The organism is Helicobacter sp. MIT 05-5294 (genome assembly GCF_000765675.1).
GTDB lineage: Bacteria > Campylobacterota > Campylobacteria > Campylobacterales > Helicobacteraceae > Helicobacter_D.
Window position 1 is genome coordinate 1 of the sequence record NZ_JRPA02000020.1, and the last position, 23,943, is coordinate 23,943.

General features: G+C 39.9%; 23 protein-coding genes and 1 pseudogene. 11 read left to right on the forward strand and 13 right to left on the reverse strand.

What is annotated here, in order from left to right; all coding sequences use genetic code 11:
• The 5 genes and pseudogenes from LS69_RS08540 to LS69_RS08560 all read right to left on the reverse strand — a co-directional run.
• Window positions 1-1,240, reverse strand: a pseudogene (locus tag LS69_RS08540) (hypothetical protein); the annotation flags it as partial.
• A 284-nt stretch (window positions 1,241-1,524) separates the two neighbouring features.
• On the reverse strand, window positions 1,525-1,737 hold the full coding sequence (locus tag LS69_RS08545) for a hypothetical protein (protein WP_138124091.1): 213 nt from the start codon (window positions 1,735-1,737) through the stop codon (window positions 1,525-1,527).
• A gap of 22 nt (window positions 1,738-1,759) precedes the next feature.
• A complete protein-coding gene (locus LS69_RS08550; RefSeq protein WP_138124093.1) occupies window positions 1,760-2,995 on the reverse strand; it encodes a malic enzyme-like NAD(P)-binding protein in 1,236 nt (411 codons plus the stop codon).
• Between the two features lie 111 nt (window positions 2,996-3,106).
• Complete coding sequence (locus LS69_RS08555) at window positions 3,107-5,224, reverse strand: hypothetical protein (protein WP_138124095.1); 2,118 nt, start codon at window positions 5,222-5,224, stop codon at window positions 3,107-3,109.
• A gap of 31 nt (window positions 5,225-5,255) precedes the next feature.
• The gene (locus tag LS69_RS08560) at window positions 5,256-5,561 is read right to left on the reverse strand and encodes a hypothetical protein (protein WP_138124097.1); all 306 of its coding nucleotides are present in this window, start codon (window positions 5,559-5,561) and stop codon (window positions 5,256-5,258) included.
• Between the two features lie 105 nt (window positions 5,562-5,666).
• Here LS69_RS08560 and ileS point away from each other — a divergent pair, with 105 nt between their 5' ends.
• Window positions 5,667-8,480, forward strand: a complete 2,814-nt coding sequence (ileS, locus tag LS69_RS08565; protein WP_138124099.1) for an isoleucine--tRNA ligase — start codon at window positions 5,667-5,669, stop codon at window positions 8,478-8,480.
• A gap of 164 nt (window positions 8,481-8,644) precedes the next feature.
• Here the strand turns inward: ileS and LS69_RS08570 are convergent, their stop codons facing one another.
• A complete protein-coding gene (locus LS69_RS08570) occupies window positions 8,645-8,935 on the reverse strand; it encodes a hypothetical protein (RefSeq protein ID WP_138124101.1) in 291 nt (96 codons plus the stop codon).
• Window positions 8,889-9,374, reverse strand: coding sequence for a flavodoxin domain-containing protein (locus LS69_RS08575; RefSeq protein ID WP_138124103.1), 486 nt, complete (start codon window positions 9,372-9,374; stop codon window positions 8,889-8,891). The genes LS69_RS08570 and LS69_RS08575 overlap by 47 nt, the downstream gene beginning before the upstream one ends.
• A gap of 86 nt (window positions 9,375-9,460) precedes the next feature.
• Here LS69_RS08575 and LS69_RS10525 point away from each other — a divergent pair, with 86 nt between their 5' ends.
• From LS69_RS10525 to LS69_RS08585, 4 genes are read left to right on the forward strand one after another with little or no spacing between them, the layout of a single operon-like run.
• Entirely contained in the window at window positions 9,461-9,607 is a 147-nt protein-coding gene (locus tag LS69_RS10525) for a hypothetical protein (protein ID WP_194145476.1), read from the forward strand.
• Window positions 9,604-10,008, forward strand: a complete 405-nt coding sequence (locus tag LS69_RS10925) for a hypothetical protein (protein ID WP_238699279.1) — start codon at window positions 9,604-9,606, stop codon at window positions 10,006-10,008. Before LS69_RS10525 ends, LS69_RS10925 begins: the two co-directional genes overlap by 4 nt.
• On the forward strand, window positions 9,974-10,708 hold the full coding sequence (locus LS69_RS08580; RefSeq protein ID WP_238699280.1) for a glycosyltransferase family 4 protein: 735 nt from the start codon (window positions 9,974-9,976) through the stop codon (window positions 10,706-10,708). The genes LS69_RS10925 and LS69_RS08580 overlap by 35 nt, the downstream gene beginning before the upstream one ends.
• Window positions 10,708-11,508 (forward strand): polysaccharide deacetylase family protein, encoded by an 801-nt coding sequence (locus LS69_RS08585; RefSeq protein WP_238699281.1) that lies wholly within the window; start codon window positions 10,708-10,710, stop codon window positions 11,506-11,508. The genes LS69_RS08580 and LS69_RS08585 overlap by 1 nt, the downstream gene beginning before the upstream one ends.
• Window positions 11,509-11,562: 54 nt before the next feature.
• On the opposite strand, the gene metK is transcribed toward LS69_RS08585, so the two are convergent.
• Window positions 11,563-12,723: a methionine adenosyltransferase gene (metK, locus tag LS69_RS08590; RefSeq protein WP_138124108.1), complete on the reverse strand. Its 1,161-nt coding sequence runs from the start codon at window positions 12,721-12,723 to the stop codon at window positions 11,563-11,565.
• Between the two features lie 266 nt (window positions 12,724-12,989).
• Between metK and LS69_RS08595 the strand changes: the two genes are divergently transcribed.
• On the forward strand, window positions 12,990-13,586 hold the full coding sequence (locus LS69_RS08595) for a peroxiredoxin (RefSeq protein ID WP_138124110.1): 597 nt from the start codon (window positions 12,990-12,992) through the stop codon (window positions 13,584-13,586).
• 354 nt (window positions 13,587-13,940) lie between these two features.
• Here LS69_RS08595 and LS69_RS08600 read toward each other — a convergent pair whose 3' ends face one another.
• Together LS69_RS08600 and LS69_RS08605 are read right to left on the reverse strand one after the other, a co-directional pair.
• Window positions 13,941-14,717 carry an ATP-binding protein gene (locus tag LS69_RS08600; RefSeq protein WP_138124112.1) on the reverse strand — a complete coding sequence of 259 codons (777 nt, stop codon included), beginning with the start codon at window positions 14,715-14,717 and terminating at the stop codon, window positions 13,941-13,943.
• A complete protein-coding gene (locus tag LS69_RS08605) occupies window positions 14,717-16,120 on the reverse strand; it encodes an MFS transporter (RefSeq protein ID WP_138124114.1) in 1,404 nt (467 codons plus the stop codon). Before LS69_RS08605 ends, LS69_RS08600 begins: the two co-directional genes overlap by 1 nt.
• A 70-nt stretch (window positions 16,121-16,190) precedes the next feature.
• On the opposite strand from LS69_RS08605, the gene LS69_RS08610 reads away from it, so the two are divergent.
• The gene (locus LS69_RS08610; protein ID WP_138124116.1) at window positions 16,191-16,805 is read left to right on the forward strand and encodes a non-canonical purine NTP pyrophosphatase; all 615 of its coding nucleotides are present in this window, start codon (window positions 16,191-16,193) and stop codon (window positions 16,803-16,805) included.
• A gap of 26 nt (window positions 16,806-16,831) precedes the next feature.
• Window positions 16,832-17,125, forward strand: a complete 294-nt coding sequence (locus LS69_RS08615) for a hypothetical protein (protein WP_138124118.1) — start codon at window positions 16,832-16,834, stop codon at window positions 17,123-17,125.
• 33 nt (window positions 17,126-17,158) lie between these two features.
• On the opposite strand, the gene LS69_RS08620 is transcribed toward LS69_RS08615, so the two are convergent.
• The 3 genes from LS69_RS08620 to LS69_RS08630 all read right to left on the reverse strand — a co-directional run bounded on the left by LS69_RS08620 (window position 17,159) and on the right by LS69_RS08630 (window position 20,678).
• A complete protein-coding gene (locus tag LS69_RS08620) occupies window positions 17,159-17,395 on the reverse strand; it encodes a hypothetical protein (protein WP_138124120.1) in 237 nt (78 codons plus the stop codon).
• Between the two features lie 10 nt (window positions 17,396-17,405).
• Window positions 17,406-18,206: a DUF2971 domain-containing protein gene (locus LS69_RS08625; protein WP_138124122.1), complete on the reverse strand. Its 801-nt coding sequence runs from the start codon at window positions 18,204-18,206 to the stop codon at window positions 17,406-17,408.
• Window positions 18,207-18,572: 366 nt separating this feature from the next.
• Complete coding sequence (locus LS69_RS08630; RefSeq protein ID WP_138124124.1) at window positions 18,573-20,678, reverse strand: RNA degradosome polyphosphate kinase; 2,106 nt, start codon at window positions 20,676-20,678, stop codon at window positions 18,573-18,575.
• Between the two features lie 140 nt (window positions 20,679-20,818).
• Between LS69_RS08630 and purM the strand changes: the two genes are divergently transcribed.
• From purM to LS69_RS08645, 3 genes are all read left to right on the forward strand, one after another.
• Window positions 20,819-21,811: a phosphoribosylformylglycinamidine cyclo-ligase gene (purM, locus tag LS69_RS08635; protein ID WP_138124126.1), complete on the forward strand. Its 993-nt coding sequence runs from the start codon at window positions 20,819-20,821 to the stop codon at window positions 21,809-21,811.
• Between the two features lie 83 nt (window positions 21,812-21,894).
• A complete protein-coding gene (locus LS69_RS08640) occupies window positions 21,895-23,055 on the forward strand; it encodes an SH3 domain-containing protein (protein WP_138124128.1) in 1,161 nt (386 codons plus the stop codon).
• Between the two features lie 64 nt (window positions 23,056-23,119).
• Window positions 23,120-23,908, forward strand: a complete 789-nt coding sequence (locus tag LS69_RS08645; protein WP_138124130.1) for a shikimate dehydrogenase — start codon at window positions 23,120-23,122, stop codon at window positions 23,906-23,908.
• Window positions 23,909-23,943 lie beyond the last annotated feature (35 nt).

The following is a 23,943-nucleotide window of genomic DNA, read 5'->3' on the forward strand; positions in this document are numbered from 1 at the left end:
ATTGGGCAATCGCAATTTCATCTTTCTCTAAACCTTTTTGAATGTTTTGAATGTTTTGATTGATTTCTTTTGCCATGATGCCAAATTCGTCGTGAGATTTAAAAACAAGCGGAGTTGGTGGAGTATGAACCTCGTGACGGACATATTTGAAGAATCCAAAAAGCAAGGTGGAAATGCTTTTCAAACGCGCAACAATTTGAGAGCGTATGAAGAAAAACATCGCAAACATTATCACAACAATCACTGCGATATTTGCAAGAGTGATGATGGTTCGCAGTCTTGTTACAGAGGAATAAATGGAGCTTTCAGGCGCAGAAACAATTAGCGTCCAAACGCTTGTATTCTCGCCAATGTGAATATTCGCAACAGCGGTATAGCTCATCTCTCCCAAAGAATTAATATAGCTAAAGATTCCTTCAATCTGATTTTCAATCGCGTGTTTTAAGTCATTCATTGTGGGGCTTTGATTAACTTCACGCAAGTATTTACCCAAAAAATCCTTGCGCCCGTGTGCGGCAATAGTAGAATCCGTCGCATACACGCCTTTAAAGTCTCCTTTGTAAATGGAGTTTGCTGGGTCTTGGAGCATTGTTGTAATGGATTGCAAATCAATGAAAATCCCTAAAACTCCAATGACTGCCCCATCGCGATTTGTAATCGCTTGATTAATCCCCATACCAAAATATTCCTTGCCATCAATCGTGCGCCACAAAGGTCTTCCAATCGTAGATTCGCCTGTGCTTAGAGTTTTTTGCAGACTGCTAAATCCCAAAATGATTTCATTGGCTTGAACGATACGACTTTGGTATTTCGTGGTCGTGCTATCATTAACGGCTAATACTAAAAAATCCCCATTGGGTAGCCTGTGTTTGGGGTTAATGATTCTCTCGCCACTATATCTCGGGTCTTTGATATAAATATAGCCCAGACTTCCCCACTTATTGCTGTTGAGAATATCCATAATATCTTGTTCTAAAATGGCTTGTTCTCCTTGTTGCACATCACGCGCAACATAATGCTTGGAAGCATTGGTTGCAACATAAATTTCATTAAAAAGCCCTTGAACCCGATTCGCTTCTCTCTTTGCTGCATTGACAAGCATTTTGTTTGCCTCTTCAGTTTGAATCGTTTGTAAAAAATTTGTGGTAATAATCGTAGTAATCAACATACAAATCACCAATATCCCTGCAAGTCCCAACATAATTTTCGTGCCAATATTTAACGAATGTAGATATTTCAAGTGCACCCCTTTCGTCCAAAGTTTAAAATAAATCTTGAAAGCTTATTATACAACACAACTACTTTAAACTTATATAAGCATAACTCCAATGAATCCATAAATCAAGATTTTTTAAGCTAAAGTTTCTATTTTTAATCCTAAAATATTTATTGTTGTTTGTTAAAATCTATCATCTTGCATTTTTGGGTTTATTTTGGAGATTCTTCGTATTGTTTGTGGGTTAGAGGCTGTTGGTAAAGTTTAGCGGATTAAAGCGTGGATTTGAAGCTTTGCATTTGGGGGTTTTAGGATTCTAACCCTTGAATCACAAAGCGTCCCTCTTGAAGCACGATAGGATAGGAATCCCGCGTAGAGAGGTCAATCAAAAAGCATTCATCGCCATTTTCTAGTTGGTATCGCTCCGTAGGATAGAGGCTTAAGCGTCTTTTAACTTCCTCTAAATCCTCACAGAGTGCGCTAAATCCAAACATTACAAGCTTATAGGCAAATTCTTCCATCTCTTTTTATGCTCACGACAATTTAGGATTCCAAACTCTTAACGCGCGCCACTCCGCTATCAATGGCGGCTTGAGCCACAGCATTAGAAACAAACTCTTTCAAGCGTGCATCAAAAGGACTTGGGATAATATAATCTTTGCCAAATTCAAATTTTCTTCCGTGAATCTGCTCTAATTGGCTTTTTAGCTCATTGGGGATTGGCTCTCTTGCAAGTGCAGCAAGTGCATGGGCGCAGGCAAATTTCATTTCCTCATTAATGCTTCTTGCACGGGCTTTAAGCGCACCTTTGAAAACATAAGGGAAGCCTAAAACATTATTGATTTGATTGGGGCAATCACTTCTTCCTGTCGCGATAATCGCATCAGGTCGCGCTTGATGCACGATTTGTGGGTCGATTTCTGGAATCGGATTGCTCATCGCAAAAATCATCGGATTAGGATTCATACCTTCAATGTCTTTAGCGGTTAAAATATCGCCACGAGATAATCCAAGCACAACATCTGCGCCCTCTAATGCTTCTCTGTAAGAATTGACTTCATAATCTATGGCAAAATCTTTTTTGAAGCCATTTAAATCTTTGCGTGAAGTTGTTAATGCGCCTTTGCTATCAAACATAATAATGTTTTTCGCGCCTAAATTTTGCGCCATTTTCGCACAAGCAATCGCCGCGCCCCCCGCGCCAAAAACCACGACTTTCAAATCCTCTGCTTTTTTATTTGTAATATGCAATCCATTGATAATTCCCGCGGTTGAAATAATTGCCGTTCCATGCTGGTCATCGTGCATAATAGGAATATCAAGAATCTCTTTGAGGCGTGATTCTATATAAAAACATTCCGGAGCTTTAATGTCCTCTAAGTTAATCCCGCCAAAAGTCGGCGCAATCGCGCGAACAATGTCAATAAACTTATCCGGGTCTGTTTCATCTACTTCAATATCAAACGCATTAATGTCTGCAAACTTTCTAAACAACGCGGATTTCCCCTCCATAACAGGTTTTCCCGCAAGTGCGCCGATGTTGCCAAGCCCCAAAACCGCCGTGCCATTAGAAATGACCGCGACAAGGTTTCCTTTGGTGGTGTATTCATAAGCAGTGTGAGGGTCGCGTTGAATCTCTTTGCAAGGGACAGCAACTCCCGGAGAATATGCAAGAGATAAATCATGCTCGGTTTCTAGTTGCTTACAAGCAACGACTTGAATCTTGCCACCTTGATGATAGGGGAGCGAATCGGGATAAGTTTGTTTGAGGTCTTCCATAATTAAAAATGCCTTAAAAATTAAAAATTTAGCCAAAATTTAAGCAAAATAAAAATAAAACCGCATTTAAATTTACTTAAATAAAAATTAAATTATAAAACATTATGAAATTTATTGGAGTTTTGGTTGGTAAATATTGCCATATAACCTATGATTTTTAGTGCTTTTGGGGCGTTTTAATAGCAAATCTCCCTTTAAAGTGAAATTGTTTAGATTCGTAACAATATTAGAAGATTGAATTTGTAGGCTTTGGGATTTTTGGGTTTTGGAATCCTTTTGAGATTGGAGCGAGATTTTGCTACTCAAAGTCTCATTGTCTAAAAAATGGTCAGAAAAACCTTGAAAAATAAGCGGAGCTAGATTTTGTTGTGTCGCGTGGTTTAGGGCTTTTAAGAGTGGCGTATTATGGAATCTTGCTTGAAGAATATCCAAATGAACTTGGCGCGTCTTATCTGTAAAATCTTCATACATCTTGAGATTCGCCATTCCTTCAAAATAATGCGGAATCTTAGGAAATATCGTATAAATTTGCGCACTTGTAAGCGCGTCTAAATGAAGCTTCAAGCCCTTTTTGTCTATGCTAAAGCTAAAGGAATCGTTCGCATTGTGAATTTTATCTAAATCTTTTGTTGGGCTTTTAGGATTGGTTCGTTCGCTATTTTGGGCAGTTTCTTTCGTGATAGTGCCTTGAATGTCAAAAATCTCATTGGTTGCGATTCCTTGCGCGTTCAAATTGCCCTTTAGCAAACTTTTGTTGCGGTAGGAGAAATTTTGAAGTCTTTTAAGGTTGATTTCTTGCGGAATTTCAAAAGAAAAGGGTTGCAACGAAATCTTGCCACCTTGCCCCTGAAAACTTGCGAGGCTAGAAGTAAGTGCGTAGTTTAGGATTCCTTTGCCTTGTGCTAATTCTACTTTGGAATCTAACTGGAATGCCATTGCAGGGAATCCAACTTGCGTGTGCATTTCTATTAGAGGGCTGTTGATGAGCAAATCTTTGCTTTGCATAGAAATAAACCCAGAGATTCCGTGTTGAAAATCACGCAAATCCAAATCAAGCATTAAGATTCCTTGCAAGAAAGCGGGTTGGTTTAGAAATGTGAAAAGCGCACTAGATTCTAGGTTTTGACTTGTGATTTTAAGAGTATTGGCAGCGAGATTCTGTAGGCTTAGACGAAATTCTAAGGGCGAATGCTCCAAGTGCATTGTGCCATTTAATAGCATATTTTTTGCATCACCTTTAGCGATTCCTTGCGCTCCTAAAGCACCATTGAGCGGAATCCCAAAGAATGGCGAAAGAGGGGAGAGATTCTGCAAGTTTAGGCGAAACTCTGTATTGGTTGCGAGAGTGATAAGATTACTTGCTCCTTTAAGCGTAAAGTCTCCGACGCTAGAATACATTTCAAGATAATGTTGGAGGGTGTTTTGCGTAATCTCGCCATGCAGTGCGCCCATAAAACGCGTGGGCGGAATCGCGATTCCAAAATGCTCCAAAATTTTTTGCGCGTCTAACTCTCCTCCCTCTAAATTAATGCTAAAACTTCCATTGTATAGATTCGTATTTTCCGATGTTTCACCCAATAAACTAGACAAAAACGAAGGAGAAGTTGCATTCAAAGAATCCCGCGTTTTGCTTAGTTTCAAATCAAAATCCAAAAGCCCATCTCCATAAGGCACTTGATTAAGGAAGTCAAAAAGCGCGTAGAGACTTGCTCCTTTGGTGTGCAGATTGAAGCTTTGAATCTCCCCATACGAACCATAAAGGTTAAAATCGCTTTGGGATTCTAAAAGATTGCTTTGCGCTTGTAGGACATAATTTGCAAATTCTCCGCTAAAGACGCCCTCTATCCAAACATTATCGCCAATCTTGAACGATTTGTTGGCAAATGTTGTATGAAAGCCTTTGGAGTTTAGCAAAAACGAACCTTTAAGATTGCGCAAAAACAAAGAATATTCGCTTTGCAAAAACAATTCTAGTTGCCCATTATGCGCCACTGCTTCTAAAGTAATCTGTGAGGGAGTGAGCTTAAAATGCCTTGCTTGCCATTCAAAGTTTGTTTGCGATTCTAATTTAAAAAGCAAAAAATCCCGAACACACGCATTCCCAAAAGGCGAAAAAAGCAACACAAAGAATCCGCAAAGAATTATAAAAAATCCAACAAATCCAAAAATCAGTTTGCGCTTAAGGGGGATTTTGCGCACAAAATGGGTGTTGCTAACTTCTAGATTCATCGTTACATTATGCCTTTTTCAAGGAATTTTACTAACTTCCACAACGCTTTTTGCATTGTTCAGCAGCTGCCGTGCCTTTGCCATGTTGTAAATTGCAGTTTTGCAAACAACCCTTTGTCTTGACAGCTTCACACATTCCGCGAACTTTTTCGCAATCATTCAGACAAACCGCCTGTCCTTTGCCCTCACTGCGGCATTTATTAAGGCAATCTCGCTTCGCATCGTTGCAGTTGGAGGTATTATATAAAAAGTTTTTGTCCTCTTTGCTACAACCGCCAAAAATGCCAAGAATTCCAAAACAAAATAATAAGATAAAAGTTAAAGATAATATTTTCATAACTTCAAGTGTAATTAAAAATTCGTTAAAAAGAGTTAAAATAATGCACTTTTAAAAGAAATCAAGGTAGAATCCAAGCTTTATTTGTCTTAAAAAGGGAATCTAATGGACTACAAAGATACACTTGCATTGCCGACAACAAGCTTTCCTATGCGCGGGAATCTTCCGCAAAACGAACCCAAAACCTATCTTGCGTGGAAAAACAGCAATCTTTATGCACAACTAGAACAAAACCGCCAAAACGCAGAAACTTCGTTCAATCTGCACGATGGACCGCCTTATGCGAATGGGCATATTCATATCGGACACGCATTAAATAAGATTCTTAAGGATATGATTGTCAAGCAACATTATTTTCAAGGGCAAAAAGTTTTTTATACGCCGGGTTGGGATTGTCATGGATTGCCCATTGAACAACAAGTAGAAAAAAAGCTTGGCAAAGAAAAAAAGGATTCTTTGCCAAAAATCAAGATTCGTGAGCTTTGTAGAAAACACGCGCAAGAGTTTGTCCAAATCCAAAAAGACGAGTTTTTAGAGCTTGGAATCTTTGGTGATTTTGAAAATCCTTATAAGACTATGGATTTCGCCTTTGAAGCAGAAATTTACAAGGCACTTTGTGGGGTTGCTAAAAAAGGGTTGCTAAAAGAGCGCAAAAAACCGGTTTATTGGAGTTGGGCTTGTCAAACCGCCCTTGCGGAAGCCGAAGTGGAATATGAAGAAAAAGAAAGCGATTCCATTTTCGTCGCTTTTCCTTTGCAAGAAGACGCTTTAAATGCGCTTGGAGCGAAAGACTTTGGCTTAAAAGAAGCCTTTTGTGTGATTTGGACTACGACCCCTTGGACAATACCAGCCAATAGCGGAATCGCGCTCAATCCCGAAGAAACTTACGCGCTTACACAAGATGGCAAAGTCGTGTTAGCTTCACAAGTAGAAAAACTCGCCGCACTTGGAATCGTAGAAAATAAGATTCTAAAAACTTTCCACGCGCAAATTTTAGAGCGCAAACACGCAACCAATCCGCTTAATGGCAGGGATTCTTTGCTGATACTTGGCGAACATGTCGCAAGTGGCGAGGGAAGCGGTTGTGTGCATACTGCGCCCGGGCATGGGGAAGACGATTATTTCGTGGGGTTAAAATATGATTTGCCTATGCTAATGCCTGTTGATGATACAGGTTGTTTTGATGAAACGCTAAGGCGCGAAAAATTGTTTTTTGAACCCGATGAGTTTATAGGGAAATTTATTTTTGATACCCACGCAAGGATTTTAGAGCTTTTGGGCAAACACTTATTAAAACACAGCAAAATCGTGCATTCCTATCCGCATTGTTGGCGTTCGCATCAACCTGTAATCTTCCGCGCCACAGCCCAATGGTTTATTTTGATGGACGAACCTTATACTGCGGATAATAGGACTTTGCGCGAAGTTGCATTAGAGCAAATCAAAGCAACAAGATTCTATCCTGAACATGGAATGCGTAGAATCTACTCTATGATTGAAAATCGTCCGGATTGGTGTATTTCAAGGCAGAGGGATTGGGGTGTGCCAATCGCGTTTTTTAAGGACAAGCGAAGCGGTGAGGTTTTGTTGGAATCCGAGGTTTTGGATTTCGTGGCGGAGATTTTTAGCCAAGAGGGTTGCGATGCGTGGTGGAGCAAAAGCGTAGAAGAATTGTTGCCACCGAGCTTTAGAAGTCAAAGTGAGCATTTAGAAAAAGTGCATCATATTTTAGATGTTTGGTTTGATAGCGGAAGCACTTGGAGTGCGGTTTTAAAAAGCGGTAAATACGCAAGTGGGGGCTATCCTGCAAGTATGTATTTAGAGGGAAGCGACCAACACAGAGGCTGGTTTCATAGCTCCTTGCTCATTAGTTGTGCGCTAGAATCTCACGCGCCTTATAAAAGCATTTTGACGCATGGTTTTACAATGGACGAAAATGGCGAAAAAATGAGCAAATCTAAAGGAAATGTGATTGCGCCAAAAGATGTGCTTAAGGGCTTTGGCGCGGAGATTTTGCGCCTTTGGGTGGCACAAAGCGACTACCAAAACGACCAAAGAATCTCAAACAATATCCTTAAACAAGTGAGCGAAAATTACCGCAAGATTCGCAATACGATTCGTTTTTTACTAGCGAATATAGAATCGCTAGAGAGCTTGGAATTGGAGCATTTAAGCCAAATTGATCTATGGATAATGGAACGCGCAAATACTTGTTTTAGTCTTGTTTGTTCGCTTTTTAATGCGTATGAATTTTCCAAAGGTTTGCAAGAGTTAAATTATTTTCTAAACGCCGAATTAAGTGGAATCTATTTGGATTTGTGCAAAGACAATCTTTATTGTAACGCGCTAGATTCTAACGAACGCAAAGCAGCACAAAGCGTAATGGCTTTGATTTGCGGAAGACTTTTTGGGCTTTTAGCTCCGATTCTTACTTATACGATTAATGAGGCTTTGAATCATACGACAAGCAAGGCATTGCTTGAAGCGTGTGGAATCACAAAGCCCCAAAGTCAAGACACTGCGGTGCTTGGAGTTCTTTACCAACCGCTTCCAAACTTGGAAAAACCAAAGGTTGATTTTGAAAAATTACTTGCATTGCGTTCTCACTTTTTAGAGCAAATCGACAGCCTCAAAAAAGATTCCAAAATCAAATCTACGCTAGAAGTGGATTTGGTCGCCCCCGCTACAATGGTGCAGTTTGGGGAGTTAAATCTATGGTTAATGGTGAGTGAAGTATTGGCAGAAAAAAGCGAGATAATGCACGATTGCGAGGTATTGGCAAGTTTTGAATTTGAGGGGGAATCCTATCGCATTTATCCTGCTAAAGGGCATAAATGCCCAAGATGTTGGCAGTTTATCGCGACAAGCGAAAATGAGCCATGTGCGCGTTGTGCAGAGGTTTTGAAGAATAGAAAATAATTAAGAAAGGTTAAACTAGCATCTCTTAAATTTTTGCCATAGTTTTTTGATACACTCGTAAATCTTTATCCCTCTATGCGTCATCTTGCTACTAGTCTTCATTGCGAGACTTGCAAAAGCAAGTCGTGGCAATCTACAAGTCTAAAATCTCACCTTAAAGTATTCTATTGTGAAACCTTTGGTGGATTAAGGCGCGGATTTGCAAGTGTGGGTGAGTTGCTTAACGCAACACACGCCGCGTCTCTCACTTTGTTTGCTTCTTGCAATGACGATGGGACACACCAAGCCGTCATTGTAAGGATTCCGTGGGGAATCGCAACAATCCAAGCCAAAGAATCCCATTCTGCTTTATGGACTTGATTGCGGATTGTCGCATTTTTGCTCTTTTGTAGGATTTGCTTTTGGCAATTAATTAAGAGGGAGAGATTGAATCCACGCTTCAATACGCGCATCATTTCTCGCCTCATCGGCTTTATCAAGGCATAATCCTAGAAGCTTTTGTCCTTTTTGAGCGCGCGAAAAAGAGAAATTATAATCCTTGCAATCCACCGCTCCTACGAATTTCGCTCCGCTAAATCGGAGTTTGTCATAAAAATCTGCAATGCCCGAACAAAAACTATCAGGGTGTCTTGCCTGTGAGCCTATGCCAACAAGCGCAATGGTTTTGCCGCTAAAATCAATCTCACTTAAGTTTTTAACCTTTGAACCCCAATCTTCTTGCAATGCCCCAAAATAATAGCTTGACGCGGCAAAAATCACGAAATCGTATGCAGCGATTTTGCTTACATCACATTCTTTAATATCAAAAGAATCTGCGTTGATTTTTTGGGCGATTTTGTTTGCAAACTCCGCGCAAACTCCACCTTTACTAGCATAAAATATGGCTTTTTTCATAGAAACTCCTTATAAAAATTTAATAAGGAAATATTATAGCATTTTTGATATAATATTTTTTACTTTAAATTAAGGAGTAACAAGGAATGCAAGGGAGTTTTTTTGACCTTACGCAACCTGTGGGCTTGGTGGAAACTTGGGTGAGTATTAGCGCGGTGCTTTTGATGATGTGGCTTGGATTTGTGGCAGTCAAACGCGCCAAAAGAAACACAATAAGAGAGAAAAACAAATGAATATTCTCCATACAGAAACCTTATTTGGCTGGGGTGGGGAACAAAACAAAGTTTTAAAAGAAATGCTATTTATGCGGGAGAGAGGGGGGCATAATGTATTCCTTTTTTGCAATCCTGATTCGCAAATAGCCTTAAGAGCGCAGAATCTCGACTTTGAAGTTATTACTTGCAAGATGAGTAAGAAAACTTACCCGCAATCCATTTTTGCACTTCTTAAAACAATCAAAAGCAACCAAATCTCCTTAGTGATTTCCCATGCTTCCACAGATAGTTGGGTGTGCGCTATTACAAGAATGATTCTAAAAGTCGTAGGTTTTCCTTGTGTCTTTATGCGAGAGAGACATAATTGCTATCCTATCAAAGGATTTGCTTCTAAAATTATTGCACAAATTCCTCTTTGACAAAATCCTTTATATTTCAGAATCTGTCAAGCAAATTTTATTAAACATTGGAGTTTGTGAGAATCGGTGCTTCTATCTCACTAGCTGTGTGGATACACAAAAGCTAATGCAAACTCAAAGCAGCTTTAGAGAAGAGTTTGGAATCGCAAAAGACGCTTTAGTCATCGGCACTTTCACTTCGCTTTATCCCAAAAAAGGAGTGTTTGACTTCGCAAATGCTGCCAAAGAGGTGCTTAAAGTCTATCCTGAAGCGATAATTGTCTTTGGCGGTAAAATCAGTGAGGGCATCAAAGAAGCAATAGCAAAGGAGTTTGAATCCCAATCCAAAGTGATTTTCACTGGATTTAGAGAAGACGCGCTTAATGTCATCAAAGCCTTTGATGTTTATGTGTTTGCAAGTCATACCGAAGGGCTTGGAACGGTGCTATTGGAGGCAATGTGCAGTGGCGTCCCAATCGTCGTTTATGACCAACCTCCGATGAGCGTTCTTATTGAGCATAAACAGCGTGGGTTGTGTGCAAAATATTTGGATTCCACAGACTTAAGTAGGCAGATTCTTTGCCTCATCAAGGACAAAAATGCGGGTGAAGCTTACGCGCAAAATGCTTTAAATTATGTCAAAAATTTTGATGATTGTGCTTTGAAATCCGCCTTAATGGAACTCATAAAGCAAACAGAACAACACTTAAAAGGAATATGATGCCCCCGATTCTTGTCCTAACACTTCACCATATCCACCCCAAAGAGGATTCTTTGAGTATTTCGCCCACACTTTTAGAAAAGGCATTGACTCGTATTTTGGATTGGGGCTTTTCTTTTGTTAGTTATGAGGAGTTTATTGAAGCGATTTTGCACAACAAAAACATAGGCAAAAAACGCGCATTATTAACCTTTGATGATGGATATTTTGACTTGTATCGCTTTGGGTTTCCTGTGCTTAAAAAGCTCCAAATCCCCGCGGTTTGCTTTTTGATTACCGATAAAATCACAGATTTTACGCGCGAAAATTATGATTTAGAGCCAAAATCTCATAAGGAATTAGAGTATTCTGGGGATTTGGAGTATTTTTTAAATCTTTCTGAAATCCTAGAAATGCACCAAAGTGGGCTTTTGGAGTTTGATAGCCATACTGCTACACATTTTCCTTGTAATAGCGACGATACACAACGCATTAAAGAAGAATTGATAAAATCTAGGGACAAGATTTTGGAGATTTTTCCAAGCAAAAAACATTTGGGATTCTGTTTCCCTAAAGGGCTTTTTGTGCCGCATTCGTTGGATTTATTGCAGACTTGCGGTTATGAATTTGCCTTTAGCACCTTAGATGGAGGATATTATAAGGGTGATAATCTCTTTAGGATTCGTCGCATTGATATTTCACAGAATCGCAAGGGTGAGCGGGATTATCTGCAAAGACTAAGAAAAAAGCTTATGCTTTATTCTTTGCCCGTTATTGGGAGTTTGTATTCTGATTTTAAGAATCGCAAAAAACTAAAATAATCTGTGGTTTGGATTGCAGAATCCTAGAAAAGATCCTGCAATTTTTGGAAAGCTTTATTTTAACTTAAAATAATCCTTAATGGCTTCTGCCTTGTCTGTTTTCTCCCAAGTAAATTCTGGTAATTCGCGCCCAAAATGCCCATAACTAGCGGTTTTTTGATAGATTGGGCGGAGTAAATCTAGCGATTCTATGATTCCGCGTGGAGTGAGGCGGAAAAGTTGCTTGACGCATTCTTCAATTTTAGAATCCTCAACTTTGCCTGTCCCATGCGTATTGACAAGGATTGAAACAGGTTCTACCACGCCGATTGCATAGGCGATTTGAATCGTCGCTTTGTCGCAGATTCCACTTGCTACGAGGTTTTTGGCGACATAGCGCATTGCGTATGCGCCACTTCTATCCACTTTGCTTGGGTCTTTTCCACTGAATGCTCCCCCACCATGTGGACAGCTTCCACCATAGGTATCCACGATGATTTTGCGTCCTGTCAATCCTGCATCACCTTGTGGTCCGCCGATAACGAATTTCCCGGTGGGATTCACGAAATAGCGGATATTGTCATTTGCAAATTCTTTAGGCAAGACTTTTTTAACAACTTCTTCAATCACCGCACTTCTTAAAGTGTCTTGTGAAGTCTCCGGGCTGTGTTGTGTAGAAACAACAATCGTATCAATGCCCACAGGAACGCCATTCGCGTATTTGATTGTTACTTGGGATTTACCATCAGGGCGCAAAAACGGCAATGTGCCGTCTTTTCTTGCTTTTGCTAAGCTTTCTGTGATTCTGTGTGAGAGGAAAATCGGCAAGGGCATTAGCACATCGGTTTCCCTACACGCATAGCCAAACATCAGCCCTTGGTCTCCCGCACCTATCTCGCCGTCCTCTCTATCTACGCCTTGATTAATGTCTGGGCTTTGCTCACCTATGCCATTTAACACACCCGCACTATGATAGTCAAACCCATAACGCGCGTCAATATAGCCAATCTCACGCACAACGCGTCTTGCGATGTCTTGCATTGGGGCGTAAGTCGTGGTTTTAAGCTCTCCTGCAATCACGCAGTAACCATTAGAAAGCAAAGTCTCACAAGCCACCCGCGCTTTAGGGTCGCGCTCAATAATATAATCCAAAATCGCATCACTGATTTGGTCTGCCATTTTGTCTGGGTGTCCCTCGGTTACAGATTCAGAAGTGAAAAGAAACTCTTTTTGCATAAATTCACCTTGTATTTTAAATTTTTGAGATTCTACCACAACTAAACTTAAAGTTTTTCAAGTCTCAATTTACAGAGATTCTTAAGAGTTGTTATGCGGGTTTATAAAATTTGCATAGATTCAAAAACCAAGCTTGATAGGTGAAAATGCACTTGAATTTTCATATTCAAGACTTTGTGCGAATTAATTTTGCATTTATCTAAGATTTGTTAGCATTACGCAGTTGATATTTTTTATCAATAAATTATTTTTATAAGGATTAAAAGATGTTAGTAACAAAAAAAGCTCCAGATTTCAAAGCTCCAGCGGTTTTGGCAAACAATACAATCGTAGAAGACTTTGAACTTTCAAAAAACTTAGGCAAAAACGGCGCGGTTGTTTTCTTTTGGCCCAAAGACTTCACTTTTGTTTGCCCCTCTGAAATCATCGCAATGGACCACAGAGTAAAGGCTTTTAACGAAAAAGGATTCAATGTGATTGGCGTTTCTATTGATTCTGATGTTGTGCATTTTGCTTGGAAAAACACTCCAATCAATCAAGGTGGAATCGGAAATGTGCAATTCCCAATGGTTTCAGATATTACAAAACAAATTTCACGCGATTATGAAGTGCTTATCGGTGATGCAGTCGCGCTTCGTGGTTCATTCTTGATTGACAAAAACCAAGTAGTTCGCCACGCGGTGATTAATGATTTGCCACTTGGGCGCAATATGGACGAAATGCTAAGAATGTGCGATGCTTTGACATTCTTTGAACAACACGGCGAAGTTTGCCCAGCAGGTTGGAACAAAGGCGATAAAGGTATGAAAGCAGACGCAAAAGGCGTAGCAGAATACCTTTCACAAAACGCAGACAGACTTTAAAACTTCCGCGGGGGTTTCTCCCCTTGCGATTCTTTCTCTCCCTTTGGTTTCAATTATTTCAATTTTTATTTACAAGAGATTCTATTAAGTAAGTTTGCAAGGACGCAATGTTTTCTTGACAAAAAGTAGAATCCCTAGCACCTAACGAGTGGAATCGTAGGCTACCTAGCCGTCATTTGTTTCACGCATTCCTCACAATGACAGGTGGGAGTATAAAGACAAGGTAAGCATAGCCTTGCGTCGTTGCAAACAAAGCATAGTGAAGTCGTGGTGTGCAGTTTGTGAAACAAATTTCACCCACACTTGCAAATCCATAATGCTACGCACCCAAAAATACTGCAATGGAATCCCAAACTATTCTTGCTTGTCCAAATAGCGCGAATCAAAAAGGCTATTCAAATGCACATTGCTTAGTGCGACTTTCAAAGAAGCAAAAAAATCTTTATTTTTCTCTTCCATTTCTTTTAGCATTTGTTTGGTTTGCTCCCGCGCATAAGGGCGTTTATCATCACTTCGCCAAAGAATAGGACAATTACAATCTGGCGCGATATAAATGTTGTTTTTGGCTATAAAATCAATGATTTGTCGCTCCCGCAAGAAAATCAAAGGGCGAATCACAAACAAGCCATTTCCCGCCTTGTAAATAGGTGGCATAGAACGCAACGCACCATTATAGGTGAGATTCATCATAAAGCTTTCCGCCGCGTCGTCTAAATGGTGCGCTAAGGCTAGTTTGTTGAATCCGCCCTCTAATGCCTTTGTGTAGAGTGCGCCGCGCCGCATTCGTGAGCAAAAGCTACAAACCACACTTCCCTCGCGTTTGTTTTCTTCTAAAATCTTATAAATATCGGTGCGATAGAGTTCATAAGGGATTCCTAATTTTTCGCAGTATTCCACGATGTATTCGTATTCACCGCCTCGCCCATAATCCACGGTTAATGCTTTAAATTCAAAGTCAAAAGGCGCGTATTTTTTAAGCCTTGCTAGAAGTGTGGCTAGAAGCATAGAATCCTTACCGCCACTTAAGCCCAAAAGCACTTTGTCGCCCTCTTTGATGAGGTTAAACTGCGCATTGGTTGCGCCTGTTATTTTTAAGATTTTTTTGCTGATTTCAATCGCATGGGTTTTCATCAAACAAGCTCCTTTGCAGAGTTACGCATATTCTCCAAACCCTCAAAAAAGTCGGGTAAATGTTGCGCCACAAAGGATTCAATTTCTTCTTGTGTGAGCAAGTGTTTGTCGTATTTGACGACCACGATTCCCTCGCTTTGGTTGATATACCATTCAATCACGCCACACAATTCACCTAGCACCTCCAAAGATTCCCAATTTGCCGCGCTTTCTTTGTCTTTTAAGTGCAAGTAGAGGTTTTTTTGCAAAAGTGGATTTGCAAGGAATCCAAAAGATAAAATCCACAAAAAACACGCAATCACAACAAACATTACGATAGAGAGCATACCAAAGAAAGCATAGAAATGTCCGCCAAGCAATGCACCAAAAAAAGAACCCAAATATCCAAATGAGGTAAAAATTCCCATCGCACTACCCTTTTGGTGTGCTTTGCAGTAGCGACTTGCAAGGCTTTGCATAATAGGCTCATGGATAGAAAATCCGACAAAAAACACCAAAACTCCCGCGATAAACACGGACTCATTTGGGCTAAGCATTAGCAAAAACGAAAGCACAAAAAGCAAGATTCCAACAATCATTACGCTTTTAAACTTGCCTTTTTTCTCTGCGATAATCGCCGCAGGTGCCATTGCGAAGAATCCGAGCAATGAGGCGGGAATATAGACTTGCCACAAATCTTCTTTGGGCATTTCAAAGCCTTTGACAAGAGCGATAGGAATCATCAAAAACGCCAAAGTCATAAAGCCTTTTTGCAAGAAATTTGTAAGATTCATAATTTGGAGATTTTTGTTTTTTAAAATCACACTAAATTCTTTGCCTTTGTGCGCGAAACTATAAGTAACTTTGGGCGCATTTGGCACGGCAACCCACAGAATCCCAAACCCCAAAAGAGCCAAAATACAGGTAATCCAAAAAAGACTTGCCACGCCAAAATTTGCCCCAAGAATTGGTCCTAAAATCAACGCGGCAGTAAAGCTTAGAGAAATCGTCCCTCCCATTAACGCCATCGCCTTTGTGCGATTCTCTTCACGCACCAAATCCGCTATCATCGCGCTTATCACGCCTCCAATAGCCCCCGCCCCTTGAAGCAATCGCCCCAAAATCAGCCAATAAATATCCAAACTTAGTGCGCAAATCACCGAACCTAAAGCAAAAATTACAAGCCCTAATGCAATCATACTTTTGCGCCCAAATTTATCGCTTAAAAACCCAAATGGAATCTGAAAAAGCACTTGTGTGAGCGCATATCCGCCCATCGCGATTCCAATAAGAATCGGGCTTGAATTTGGCAAAGAAAGAGCATAGAGCGACAAAACAGGCATTACAATAAACAATCCAAAGAAGCGCGAAGCAAGTATGAGGCTTAGAGGCAGACTTTGTTTAATCAGAGATTCTTTTGCCATTTTGTATCCTTATGCTAAAATTCTAAAACGAAAGGGAGATTTTACCCAAAAATAAATAAAGGTTAAGAATATGCGCTTAATTTTAGCAACTTCAAATCAAGACAAGCAAAGAGAGATTCAAGAAATTTATGCAGAATTTGCCAAAAAATTCGGCGTAGAGATTCTTTGCTGGGACAAACTCATCACACCTTTTGAGATTGAAGAAGACGGCGAGAGTTTCCAAGAAAACGCGCTCATCAAGTCTAAAGCAGTGTTTGAAGCATTAAAAGTCAAAGGAATCTTGACGCAAAAAGATATTGTGCTATCTGATGATAGCGGAATCTGTGTTGAGAAGCTAGGAGGCAAACCCGGAATCCATAGTGCGCGTTATTCAGGTGGGGGCGCGTTAGAGAATTTAGAAAAGCTAAGGGGCGAGATTGAAAGCTTAGGCGGAATCTCTAATGCGCATTATTGCGCGTGTATTGGTATTAGTTCCTATATGGGGGATTATAGTGTGCATGGGTTTATGTATGGGCAAGTGATTGCGCAATGTCGCGGGGAAAATGGCTTTGGCTATGACCCGATTTTTATCCCTAATGGATTTAAGCAGACTTTAGCGGAGCTAAGCAATGAGGAGAAAAACGCAATCTCACACCGCAGAATCGCACTAGAGAATGCACTCTATGTTTTGTGTGCTTTGCTTTAGTCTTTGTCATTGTAGGATTCCACATAATGCGTGATTATCCTTTCGTCATTGCGAGAAAACCGCTAGGCTTTCTTGGCAATCTACGCTTAAAATCTCGCCCAACAGGATTCTACTTCATTAGAAAACCAACAATGGAATCTCAAAATTCGCATTCAATCACAATCCTAGCCAAAGCCCAATGCGCAATTCACAGACAAGAAAAGGCAATCTTGATTTTCTCTAAAGCAAGTTTTAGGAAAATCTTTCCTTATTGTCTATTTGCTTTTATTAGCCTTTGGCTTTTGGGATTCCGCATTATCGTATTGCGAAAAAATCTTTAGACTTTTACGGCAATCTATAATGTTGTGTGTTTGCTAATATCTTCTATATTGAGAATCCCGTATTTTTTGTTGTTCTAGCATTTCCTTGTTTAGGCACGCATTATATTTTGCTTGTGCCGCTGCGGCTTTATTGCAATCACTATTTTCGCCTGTGTATTGGCATTTTTCAATGGCTTGCTTAAATTCTTTTTCTTCGCTCCAACAAGATGATGCACTTGCGACACTCACGCACATTGCCAAACTTAAAGCCATCAAAACCATCTTTTTCATTTTTTCTCCTTTAAATTGATGATTCCAACCCCCTTAATAAGGAGGTTGGAATCTCTGTTGGCTTAGGAGAATATTTCGTCTTATAAGCATAAAACTTTGGTTGTTCTCCTCCTCTGCGCACCCCCTTTTCCCAAATCTCTAAAAACTGCTTGGCGATTCTTACGACATCATCGTTTTTGCTAAATTCTCTATCCTCTGTTTCCTTGCTAGAGATTGTCTCTCTAGTGAATCTCCTCCCTAAAGTAATCGCGCAAATTGTAATAGGCAGATACTCCTCTCCCTTATTCCAAATCGCTCTGTATTCGTTCTCATAACGAAAGCTTGGCTTTTTAAAAGTCAGTGCATATTGAATAAAATCTTTTGTGTTTTCTTCATTGTATTCTGGTGGCTCTTTATAGCGCACTTTAAACACTTTGTCTTGTTCTGCCTCATCGACCCTAAAATCAATTTTCACACCACAATGGGAGTTTCCATAATGCGCCCACATCAAGTCCAAATCTGATTCTATTAATTCCTCTTCAAGCGAAAACGAACAAATCTTAAATCTCTCTTCTTTGTTCTCTGTTGTTTTCCTATCTCTTATTTCCTTTGCTTTTTCTGATTGACTTTCAGGGAATACAAATCTCCCCTCATCCATATCATTGAGGCTATTAAAGCTCGCTCCATAAAGCCGACAATTCTTTAAAATATCCAAAAAGCGAGAATTTGGTTTGTAGGTTACATATTTTTTGAGGAAATGGATTAGATTGCCATCATAGTCTAATCCTCTAAATTTGCAAAAAATCTTTTGATTATTTTTTTGGTTTAACATATTGATTTGCTCCTTAAATTTAATTTTTAATTAAGGCAAAATAATACCCCCCCCCCCCCTTATAATTTGCTTAAATTAACTTGAATCAAAAGATAATGGATTCATAGTTTTAAGAAATATTTGAGATAAATAGCAAAATGTTAGATAAGAGATAAGCACTCATTATTATAAGGACAAAAGTCTAGAATAAGATTGGATTCATTTTTAATTTCTAATATATTTTAGATGAAGTAATTTCAATTTTAAGTTTTTATTATTGCGGATTCTACTTTGTTAAATACCATAGATTGCTACGATTTCGGACAAAGTCTCGCAACGACGCAATTAGGAAGTCATCATTGCGAGATTCTATGGAATCACAAAATTTTAACTTTCTTTTAGCATTCGTCTTGCAAGTTTTTTTGCTTTGACTTCTTCTGCTTCGCGCTTAAGGGAAGCATAAAGTGTGTTGGTATGGTCCTCTAGCATTTTTTGGCTATTGGTTGGTTTTTCGCCTTCTTTTGGAGCAAGTTTGACATATTCCCCATTGCTTTGAAGCTCGTGCGCTTTGGCATTGTCTTCGCTTTGGATTTTAATGATTCCAAAAAGCTTATCAGCGAGATTATCTTCAAATACAGGCGTCATCAACTCTACGCGTCGCTCCAAGTTTCTAGGCATCAAATCCGCACTTGCGAAGTAGATTTGCACTTTTGCGTGTTTGAAATAATAGATTCTTGCGTGTTCAAGATATTTTCCTACGATTGAAGTTACGCGGATATTTTCACTCACCCCTTTAATTCCCGGTCTTAAGCAGCAAATCCCACGCACGATTAAATCTATCTTTACACCCGCGCTAGAGGCTTTGTAAAGTGCCAAAATCACATCGGTATCTACGATAGAATTGGCTTTGAGGATAATGCGCCCCTCTTTTCCTGCTTTAGCTTCGTTTTCTATTAATTCCAAAATTTTTGGTTTGATTTGCAAAGGTGCTGCAAGAAGCGTGTTGAGCTTAGATTTATGCGAGAATCCCGAAAGATTATGGAAAAACTTAGTCGCGTCTTGCGTAAATTCTCGCTTAGAAGTCATATAGCTAATATCTGTGTAGATTTTAGCCGTGCTTGGGTTATAGTTTCCAGTGCTTAAATGCACATATTCGCGTAATTCTCGCCCGATACTTTTAATAACAAGCGCGATTTTGGCATGGACTTTAAGCCCGGGCACACCATAGATTACATGCGCTCCTGCGGATTCTAATGCGCGCGCCCAATGCAGGTTGTTTTCCTCATCAAAACGCGCTTTAAGCTCCACTAATGCTGTTACTTGTTTGCCATTTTCTGCTGCTTCAATCAATGCCTTGACGATTGGAGAGTTTTTGCCCACGCGATAAAGTGTCATTCGGATAGAAAAAACATCGGGGTCTTTTGCCGCACTTTGGATAAAATTCACGACAGGATCAAAGCTTTCGTAAGGCTGGAATGAAAGAATATCTTGGCTATCTAGCACAGAAAAAATATTTGCATTAGAATCTAGCGGAGGTAGAATCTTAGAAGTGTAGCTAGGGAAAGTTAGTTTAGCGAAGTTTTTGTTGCCAACGATTTCCCAAAGGATATTAGAATTCATCGGAGCTTCGCATTCATAAATATCTTCAGGAGTTACTTTGATGTATTGTTCTACGAAGTTTTTTAACTCCAAATCTTCGGTTTTTTTGATTTCTAGGCGGATAATTTCCCCTTTACGGCGAGATTTCAAGCCCTCTGTCATTAATGCCATAAAGTCATCGCCCTCTTCTTCTTCAATCTCCATATCGGCGTTTCTTGTAACTCTAAATGAAGTCCAACTAAGCACTTTAAAGCCCGGAAATAACTCGTTGGTAAATTCCGCTACAATAGAATCGGTATGGAAATAAGTATCCCCTAACTGCACGAAGCCCGGCAGCATTCGCGAAATGCGTGTCATACCAAACTTAATTTCGCTTGGATTCTCTATGCTTTGGAGTTTGAGAGCTAAGACATAGGTGAGGTTGTTTAAATGCGGAAATGGGTGTGTTGCATCTACTGCAATAGGAATCACAATCGGATAAAGATGATTGATAAAGTATTGTTGTAATTCTTTTTTTTGGTTTTTATCCGCTTCGCTGTAAGTTTTGATACATAATCCGAGTTTGGCTAACTCCTCTTTGATTTCAAAATAACACGCTTCTAGCCTTTGTTTTTCTAGCTTTAAGTAGCTACGAATCTCGTCTAATTGCTCTTTTGGCGTCAATCTATCTGGACCACTTTCTGTGATACGCGCACTATAAAGTCGCTTCAATCCCGCAACACGAACCATATAAAATTCATCTAAGTTTGTGCCATAAATTGCGATAAACTTCAAACGCTCCAAAAGCGGATTGTTGGAATCTTGCGCTTCGCTCAATACGCGCGTATTAAAGCGCAACCAAGACAACTCACGATTGATAAAATTTGCTGGTTTGTTAAAGGTATTTGCTGCCATATTTTCTCCTTTTTGACTTAAAATCCTTAAGCTTATTATAATAAAATTTGCATAAAACTTGCCTTGAAAATGCGCGACTATAAGGTTTAAGTTGTAATTTTGTATCATTTCGTATTAATTTTATCTTGGGGTAGCAAATTATGGAGAAACTTAATTATAAGGATTCTGGTGTTGATATTGCAGAAGGAAATGCGCTTGTAGAAAACCTAAAAGGGCTTGTAAAACAAACTTTCAATCCCAATGTATTAGGCGGAATCGGCTCTTTTAGCGGGGCGTTTTTGTTGCCAAGTGGTTATAAAGAACCTGTTTTGTTGGCGGCAACTGATGGCGTAGGAACAAAGCTAAAACTTGCTATTGATAGCGGAATCCTAAACAGCGTGGGAGTGGATTTAGTCGCAATGTGCGTGAATGATTTGATTTGTAATTTTGCAACCCCTTTGTTTTTTTTGGATTATTATGCCACGGGGAAATTAGACAAGGATTCTGCATTAGAAGTGATTAGCGGAATCACTCAAGGTTGTATGGAAGCAGAATGCGCATTAATCGGCGGAGAAAGCGCGGAAATGCCCGGAATGTATCAAGCAAAAGACTTTGATTTGGCGGGTTTTGCTGTTGGAATCGCAGAACGCGCACAAGTGCAAAGAGAATCGCAAGTCAAAGCGGGAGATGTATTGATTGCGCTTCCAAGTAGCGGGATTCATTCCAATGGCTACTCCCTCGTGCGCAAGATTCTAGCAGAACACAAAATCGCTCTGGATTCTAACTTTGAAGGTAAGCCTTTAATTCAAACGCTTTTAGAGCCTACAAAAATCTATGTCAAGACTTTTAAGAAATTGCAAAATAAAATTAAAGCCCTTGCGCACATTACCGGTGGCGGTTTGATTGAAAATCTACCCCGCGCTTTGCCGCGAAATGTCAATGCACAAATTATTCGCAAAAACATTCGTTCTTTGCCGATTTTTGAAATGCTTTGCCAATATGTGCAAGAAGAAGACAAGTTTAGAACCTTTAATATGGGCGTTGGAATGGTGCTTGTCGTGGAAAATAGCGAGGCGGATTCTGTCATTAAAGAATCCGGCGGATATGTTTTAGGAGAGCTAGTTTCGGGTAGTGGAATCTTAAATTTTGTTTAAGATATTTATGCTATAATCCCGAATCCTTAATTCTTAATTATGATTAAGTTTTGAGTAATTTCACAAATCAAAGAAATTGTCTAATGCTTAAGAGTCTAAAAAAGTTTTTGAAAGTTTATCCTTTACCGATTTTCGTGCTTTTGTTGAGCTTCGTTATTTATTATTCTGCCTTCGAGCTTTTGCGCACGAGAGGAACTCACTCTATACCGCAAACTGAAGCGGATTCTATGCAGAGCGAAAGCAATCCAATCGTAGCGGATAATACAAAACCGATAGAATCACAAGAATCTAAAGAGATAGCGCAGGTTCAAGAAACCGAAGTTGTGCCACCTGTGCAACCCCTTGATGAGCCACAAAATCCAGCGAAAGAAGCGTCTAAAATCTACCTTTCTACACACACCAAATCTCTTAACATTCGCCAAGAACCAAGCACAAGTGCGGCGATTGTAGGCAAACTAACACCCGCAGACCAAATGGCTCTTATAGAAGAAAAAGGGGATTGGGTTTTGATTGCAGAGAAAAATAGCGACAAGCCCTTAGGTTGGATTATGAAGCGATTTAGCTATGAAATTATGCCACAAGAACCAACACAAGAATTTCCGATTCAAGAAATCCCGAGCAATGCGCAAGAATTGTTAGCTCCCGCACCAATTCCTACCAACAAAGTTTATCTGACTTCTAATGTGCGCTCCCTTAACATTCGTCAAGAACCCGACGCAACCGCTCCGATTATTGGCAAACTAACCCCCTCTCACAAAGCAATGCTTTTAGAAGAGCGCGGAGAATGGATATTGATTGGCACTTACGAACAAGGCAAAGTATTGGGCTGGATTCTTAAAAGCTATACTCAAGAACTTCCACAAGAAGTTATGATTTCCGAGACAAGGAATCTCGCTTCTAACCCTGTCAGTGTGGAATCTCAAATGAGCGCACCACAAACAACTTTGCCAACCACTCTACCTGTAAGCACAGAATCTCAAAATCAAGTGCAACCAAGCCAAGAAATTCCGAACAGCACGACGATTCAAAGCACACAAGATTCCCCAATCTACACTTCTAGAGTGCCAAGCTTAAATATCCGCGAATTGCCCTCCACAGACACTCCTGTTGTCGGCAGACTCACGCCTAACGATTCTGTAATCATCGTAGAGACGCAAGATGTTTGGGTAAGAATCCTAGACGCCAACACCCCCTCTGTCAAAAATGGTTGGGTGGTTCGCCGCTCCCTTACTCCGCGCCAATAAGTTCCTAACTTCCTAGATTTGGAAGAGTTGGAATCCCAAACCTATCTTTAATGAAAGGAATCCTATGCAGTTTGCCGTTGTTGGTAATCCAATCCATCATTCCCTCTCTCCTCTTTTGCATAATTCTGCTTTCCAAGCCTTAGGGATTCGTGGCTTTTATGGTCGCTATTTATTAGAATCCAATCAAGCATTTTTAAGCCTCAAAAGTCTGCATTTAAAAGGAGCAAATATCACCGTGCCTTACAAAGAAATCGCATTCCAATCGTGTGATGAGGTTTTTGGAATCGCACAAGAGATTGGCGCAGTCAATACGATTGTTTTTAAACAAGGCAAACTTCTAGGCTACAATACTGACGCTTTAGGATTCTATCAATGCGTAGAATCCCTAAATCCAAAAAATGCCCTGATTATAGGAGCGGGAGGTTCTGCAAAAGCCCTTGCTTGTATCTTAAAAGAAAAAAACATCGCCACAACCCTTATCAATCGTTCCCGTGAGCGTTTGGAAAATTTCGCACGAGCGGGATTCCATACTGCGACTTTTGAATCCTTTAGCCCAAAAACTGCTTATGAAATCGTGATTAACACCACACCAGCAGGACTAACAAATGATTCGCTTCCTATGGATTCCGTGATTTTGACTTCGCTTTTGGAATCCGCCAAGTTTGCCTTTGATTTGGTTTATGGAAGAGAAACTCCCTTTTTAAATCTCGCCAAAAGCCTAAAAATCCCGCGATGCGATGGTAAGCAAATGCTGATTAACCAAGCAGTCTTGGCGTTTGAAATTTTTATGGAATCCCAAAAGATTCTAATTGACAGAGCAATTTTGCGCCAAAGTATGCAAGACGCGCTATAAATATGCTAAAATAGCCAAAACCCAAAAAGGACACG

Excerpts from the sequence above, each read along its gene's own strand:
- LS69_RS08545 (WP_138124091.1), bottom strand. The coding sequence starts at position 1,737 with ATGGAAGAATTTGCCTATAAGCTTGTAATGTTTGGATTTAGCGCACTC.
- LS69_RS08550 (WP_138124093.1), bottom strand. The coding sequence starts at position 2,995 with ATGGAAGACCTCAAACAAACTTATCCCGATTCGCTCCCCTATCATCAA.
- LS69_RS08555 (WP_138124095.1), bottom strand. The coding sequence starts at position 5,224 with ATGAATCTAGAAGTTAGCAACACCCATTTTGTGCGCAAAATCCCCCTT.
- LS69_RS08560 (WP_138124097.1), bottom strand. The coding sequence starts at position 5,561 with ATGAAAATATTATCTTTAACTTTTATCTTATTATTTTGTTTTGGAATT.
- ileS (WP_138124099.1), top strand. The coding sequence starts at position 5,667 with ATGGACTACAAAGATACACTTGCATTGCCGACAACAAGCTTTCCTATG.
- LS69_RS08570 (WP_138124101.1), bottom strand. The coding sequence starts at position 8,935 with ATGATGCGCGTATTGAAGCGTGGATTCAATCTCTCCCTCTTAATTAAT.
- LS69_RS08575 (WP_138124103.1), bottom strand. The coding sequence starts at position 9,374 with ATGAAAAAAGCCATATTTTATGCTAGTAAAGGTGGAGTTTGCGCGGAG.
- LS69_RS10525 (WP_194145476.1), top strand. The coding sequence starts at position 9,461 with ATGCAAGGGAGTTTTTTTGACCTTACGCAACCTGTGGGCTTGGTGGAA.
- LS69_RS10925 (WP_238699279.1), top strand. The coding sequence starts at position 9,604 with ATGAATATTCTCCATACAGAAACCTTATTTGGCTGGGGTGGGGAACAA.
- LS69_RS08585 (WP_238699281.1), top strand. The coding sequence starts at position 10,708 with ATGCCCCCGATTCTTGTCCTAACACTTCACCATATCCACCCCAAAGAG.
- metK (WP_138124108.1), bottom strand. The coding sequence starts at position 12,723 with ATGCAAAAAGAGTTTCTTTTCACTTCTGAATCTGTAACCGAGGGACAC.
- LS69_RS08595 (WP_138124110.1), top strand. The coding sequence starts at position 12,990 with ATGTTAGTAACAAAAAAAGCTCCAGATTTCAAAGCTCCAGCGGTTTTG.
- LS69_RS08600 (WP_138124112.1), bottom strand. The coding sequence starts at position 14,717 with ATGAAAACCCATGCGATTGAAATCAGCAAAAAAATCTTAAAAATAACA.
- LS69_RS08605 (WP_138124114.1), bottom strand. The coding sequence starts at position 16,120 with ATGGCAAAAGAATCTCTGATTAAACAAAGTCTGCCTCTAAGCCTCATA.
- LS69_RS08610 (WP_138124116.1), top strand. The coding sequence starts at position 16,191 with ATGCGCTTAATTTTAGCAACTTCAAATCAAGACAAGCAAAGAGAGATT.
- LS69_RS08615 (WP_138124118.1), top strand. The coding sequence starts at position 16,832 with ATGCGTGATTATCCTTTCGTCATTGCGAGAAAACCGCTAGGCTTTCTT.
- LS69_RS08620 (WP_138124120.1), bottom strand. The coding sequence starts at position 17,395 with ATGAAAAAGATGGTTTTGATGGCTTTAAGTTTGGCAATGTGCGTGAGT.
- LS69_RS08625 (WP_138124122.1), bottom strand. The coding sequence starts at position 18,206 with ATGTTAAACCAAAAAAATAATCAAAAGATTTTTTGCAAATTTAGAGGA.
- LS69_RS08630 (WP_138124124.1), bottom strand. The coding sequence starts at position 20,678 with ATGGCAGCAAATACCTTTAACAAACCAGCAAATTTTATCAATCGTGAG.
- purM (WP_138124126.1), top strand. The coding sequence starts at position 20,819 with ATGGAGAAACTTAATTATAAGGATTCTGGTGTTGATATTGCAGAAGGA.
- LS69_RS08640 (WP_138124128.1), top strand. The coding sequence starts at position 21,895 with ATGCTTAAGAGTCTAAAAAAGTTTTTGAAAGTTTATCCTTTACCGATT.
- LS69_RS08645 (WP_138124130.1), top strand. The coding sequence starts at position 23,120 with ATGCAGTTTGCCGTTGTTGGTAATCCAATCCATCATTCCCTCTCTCCT.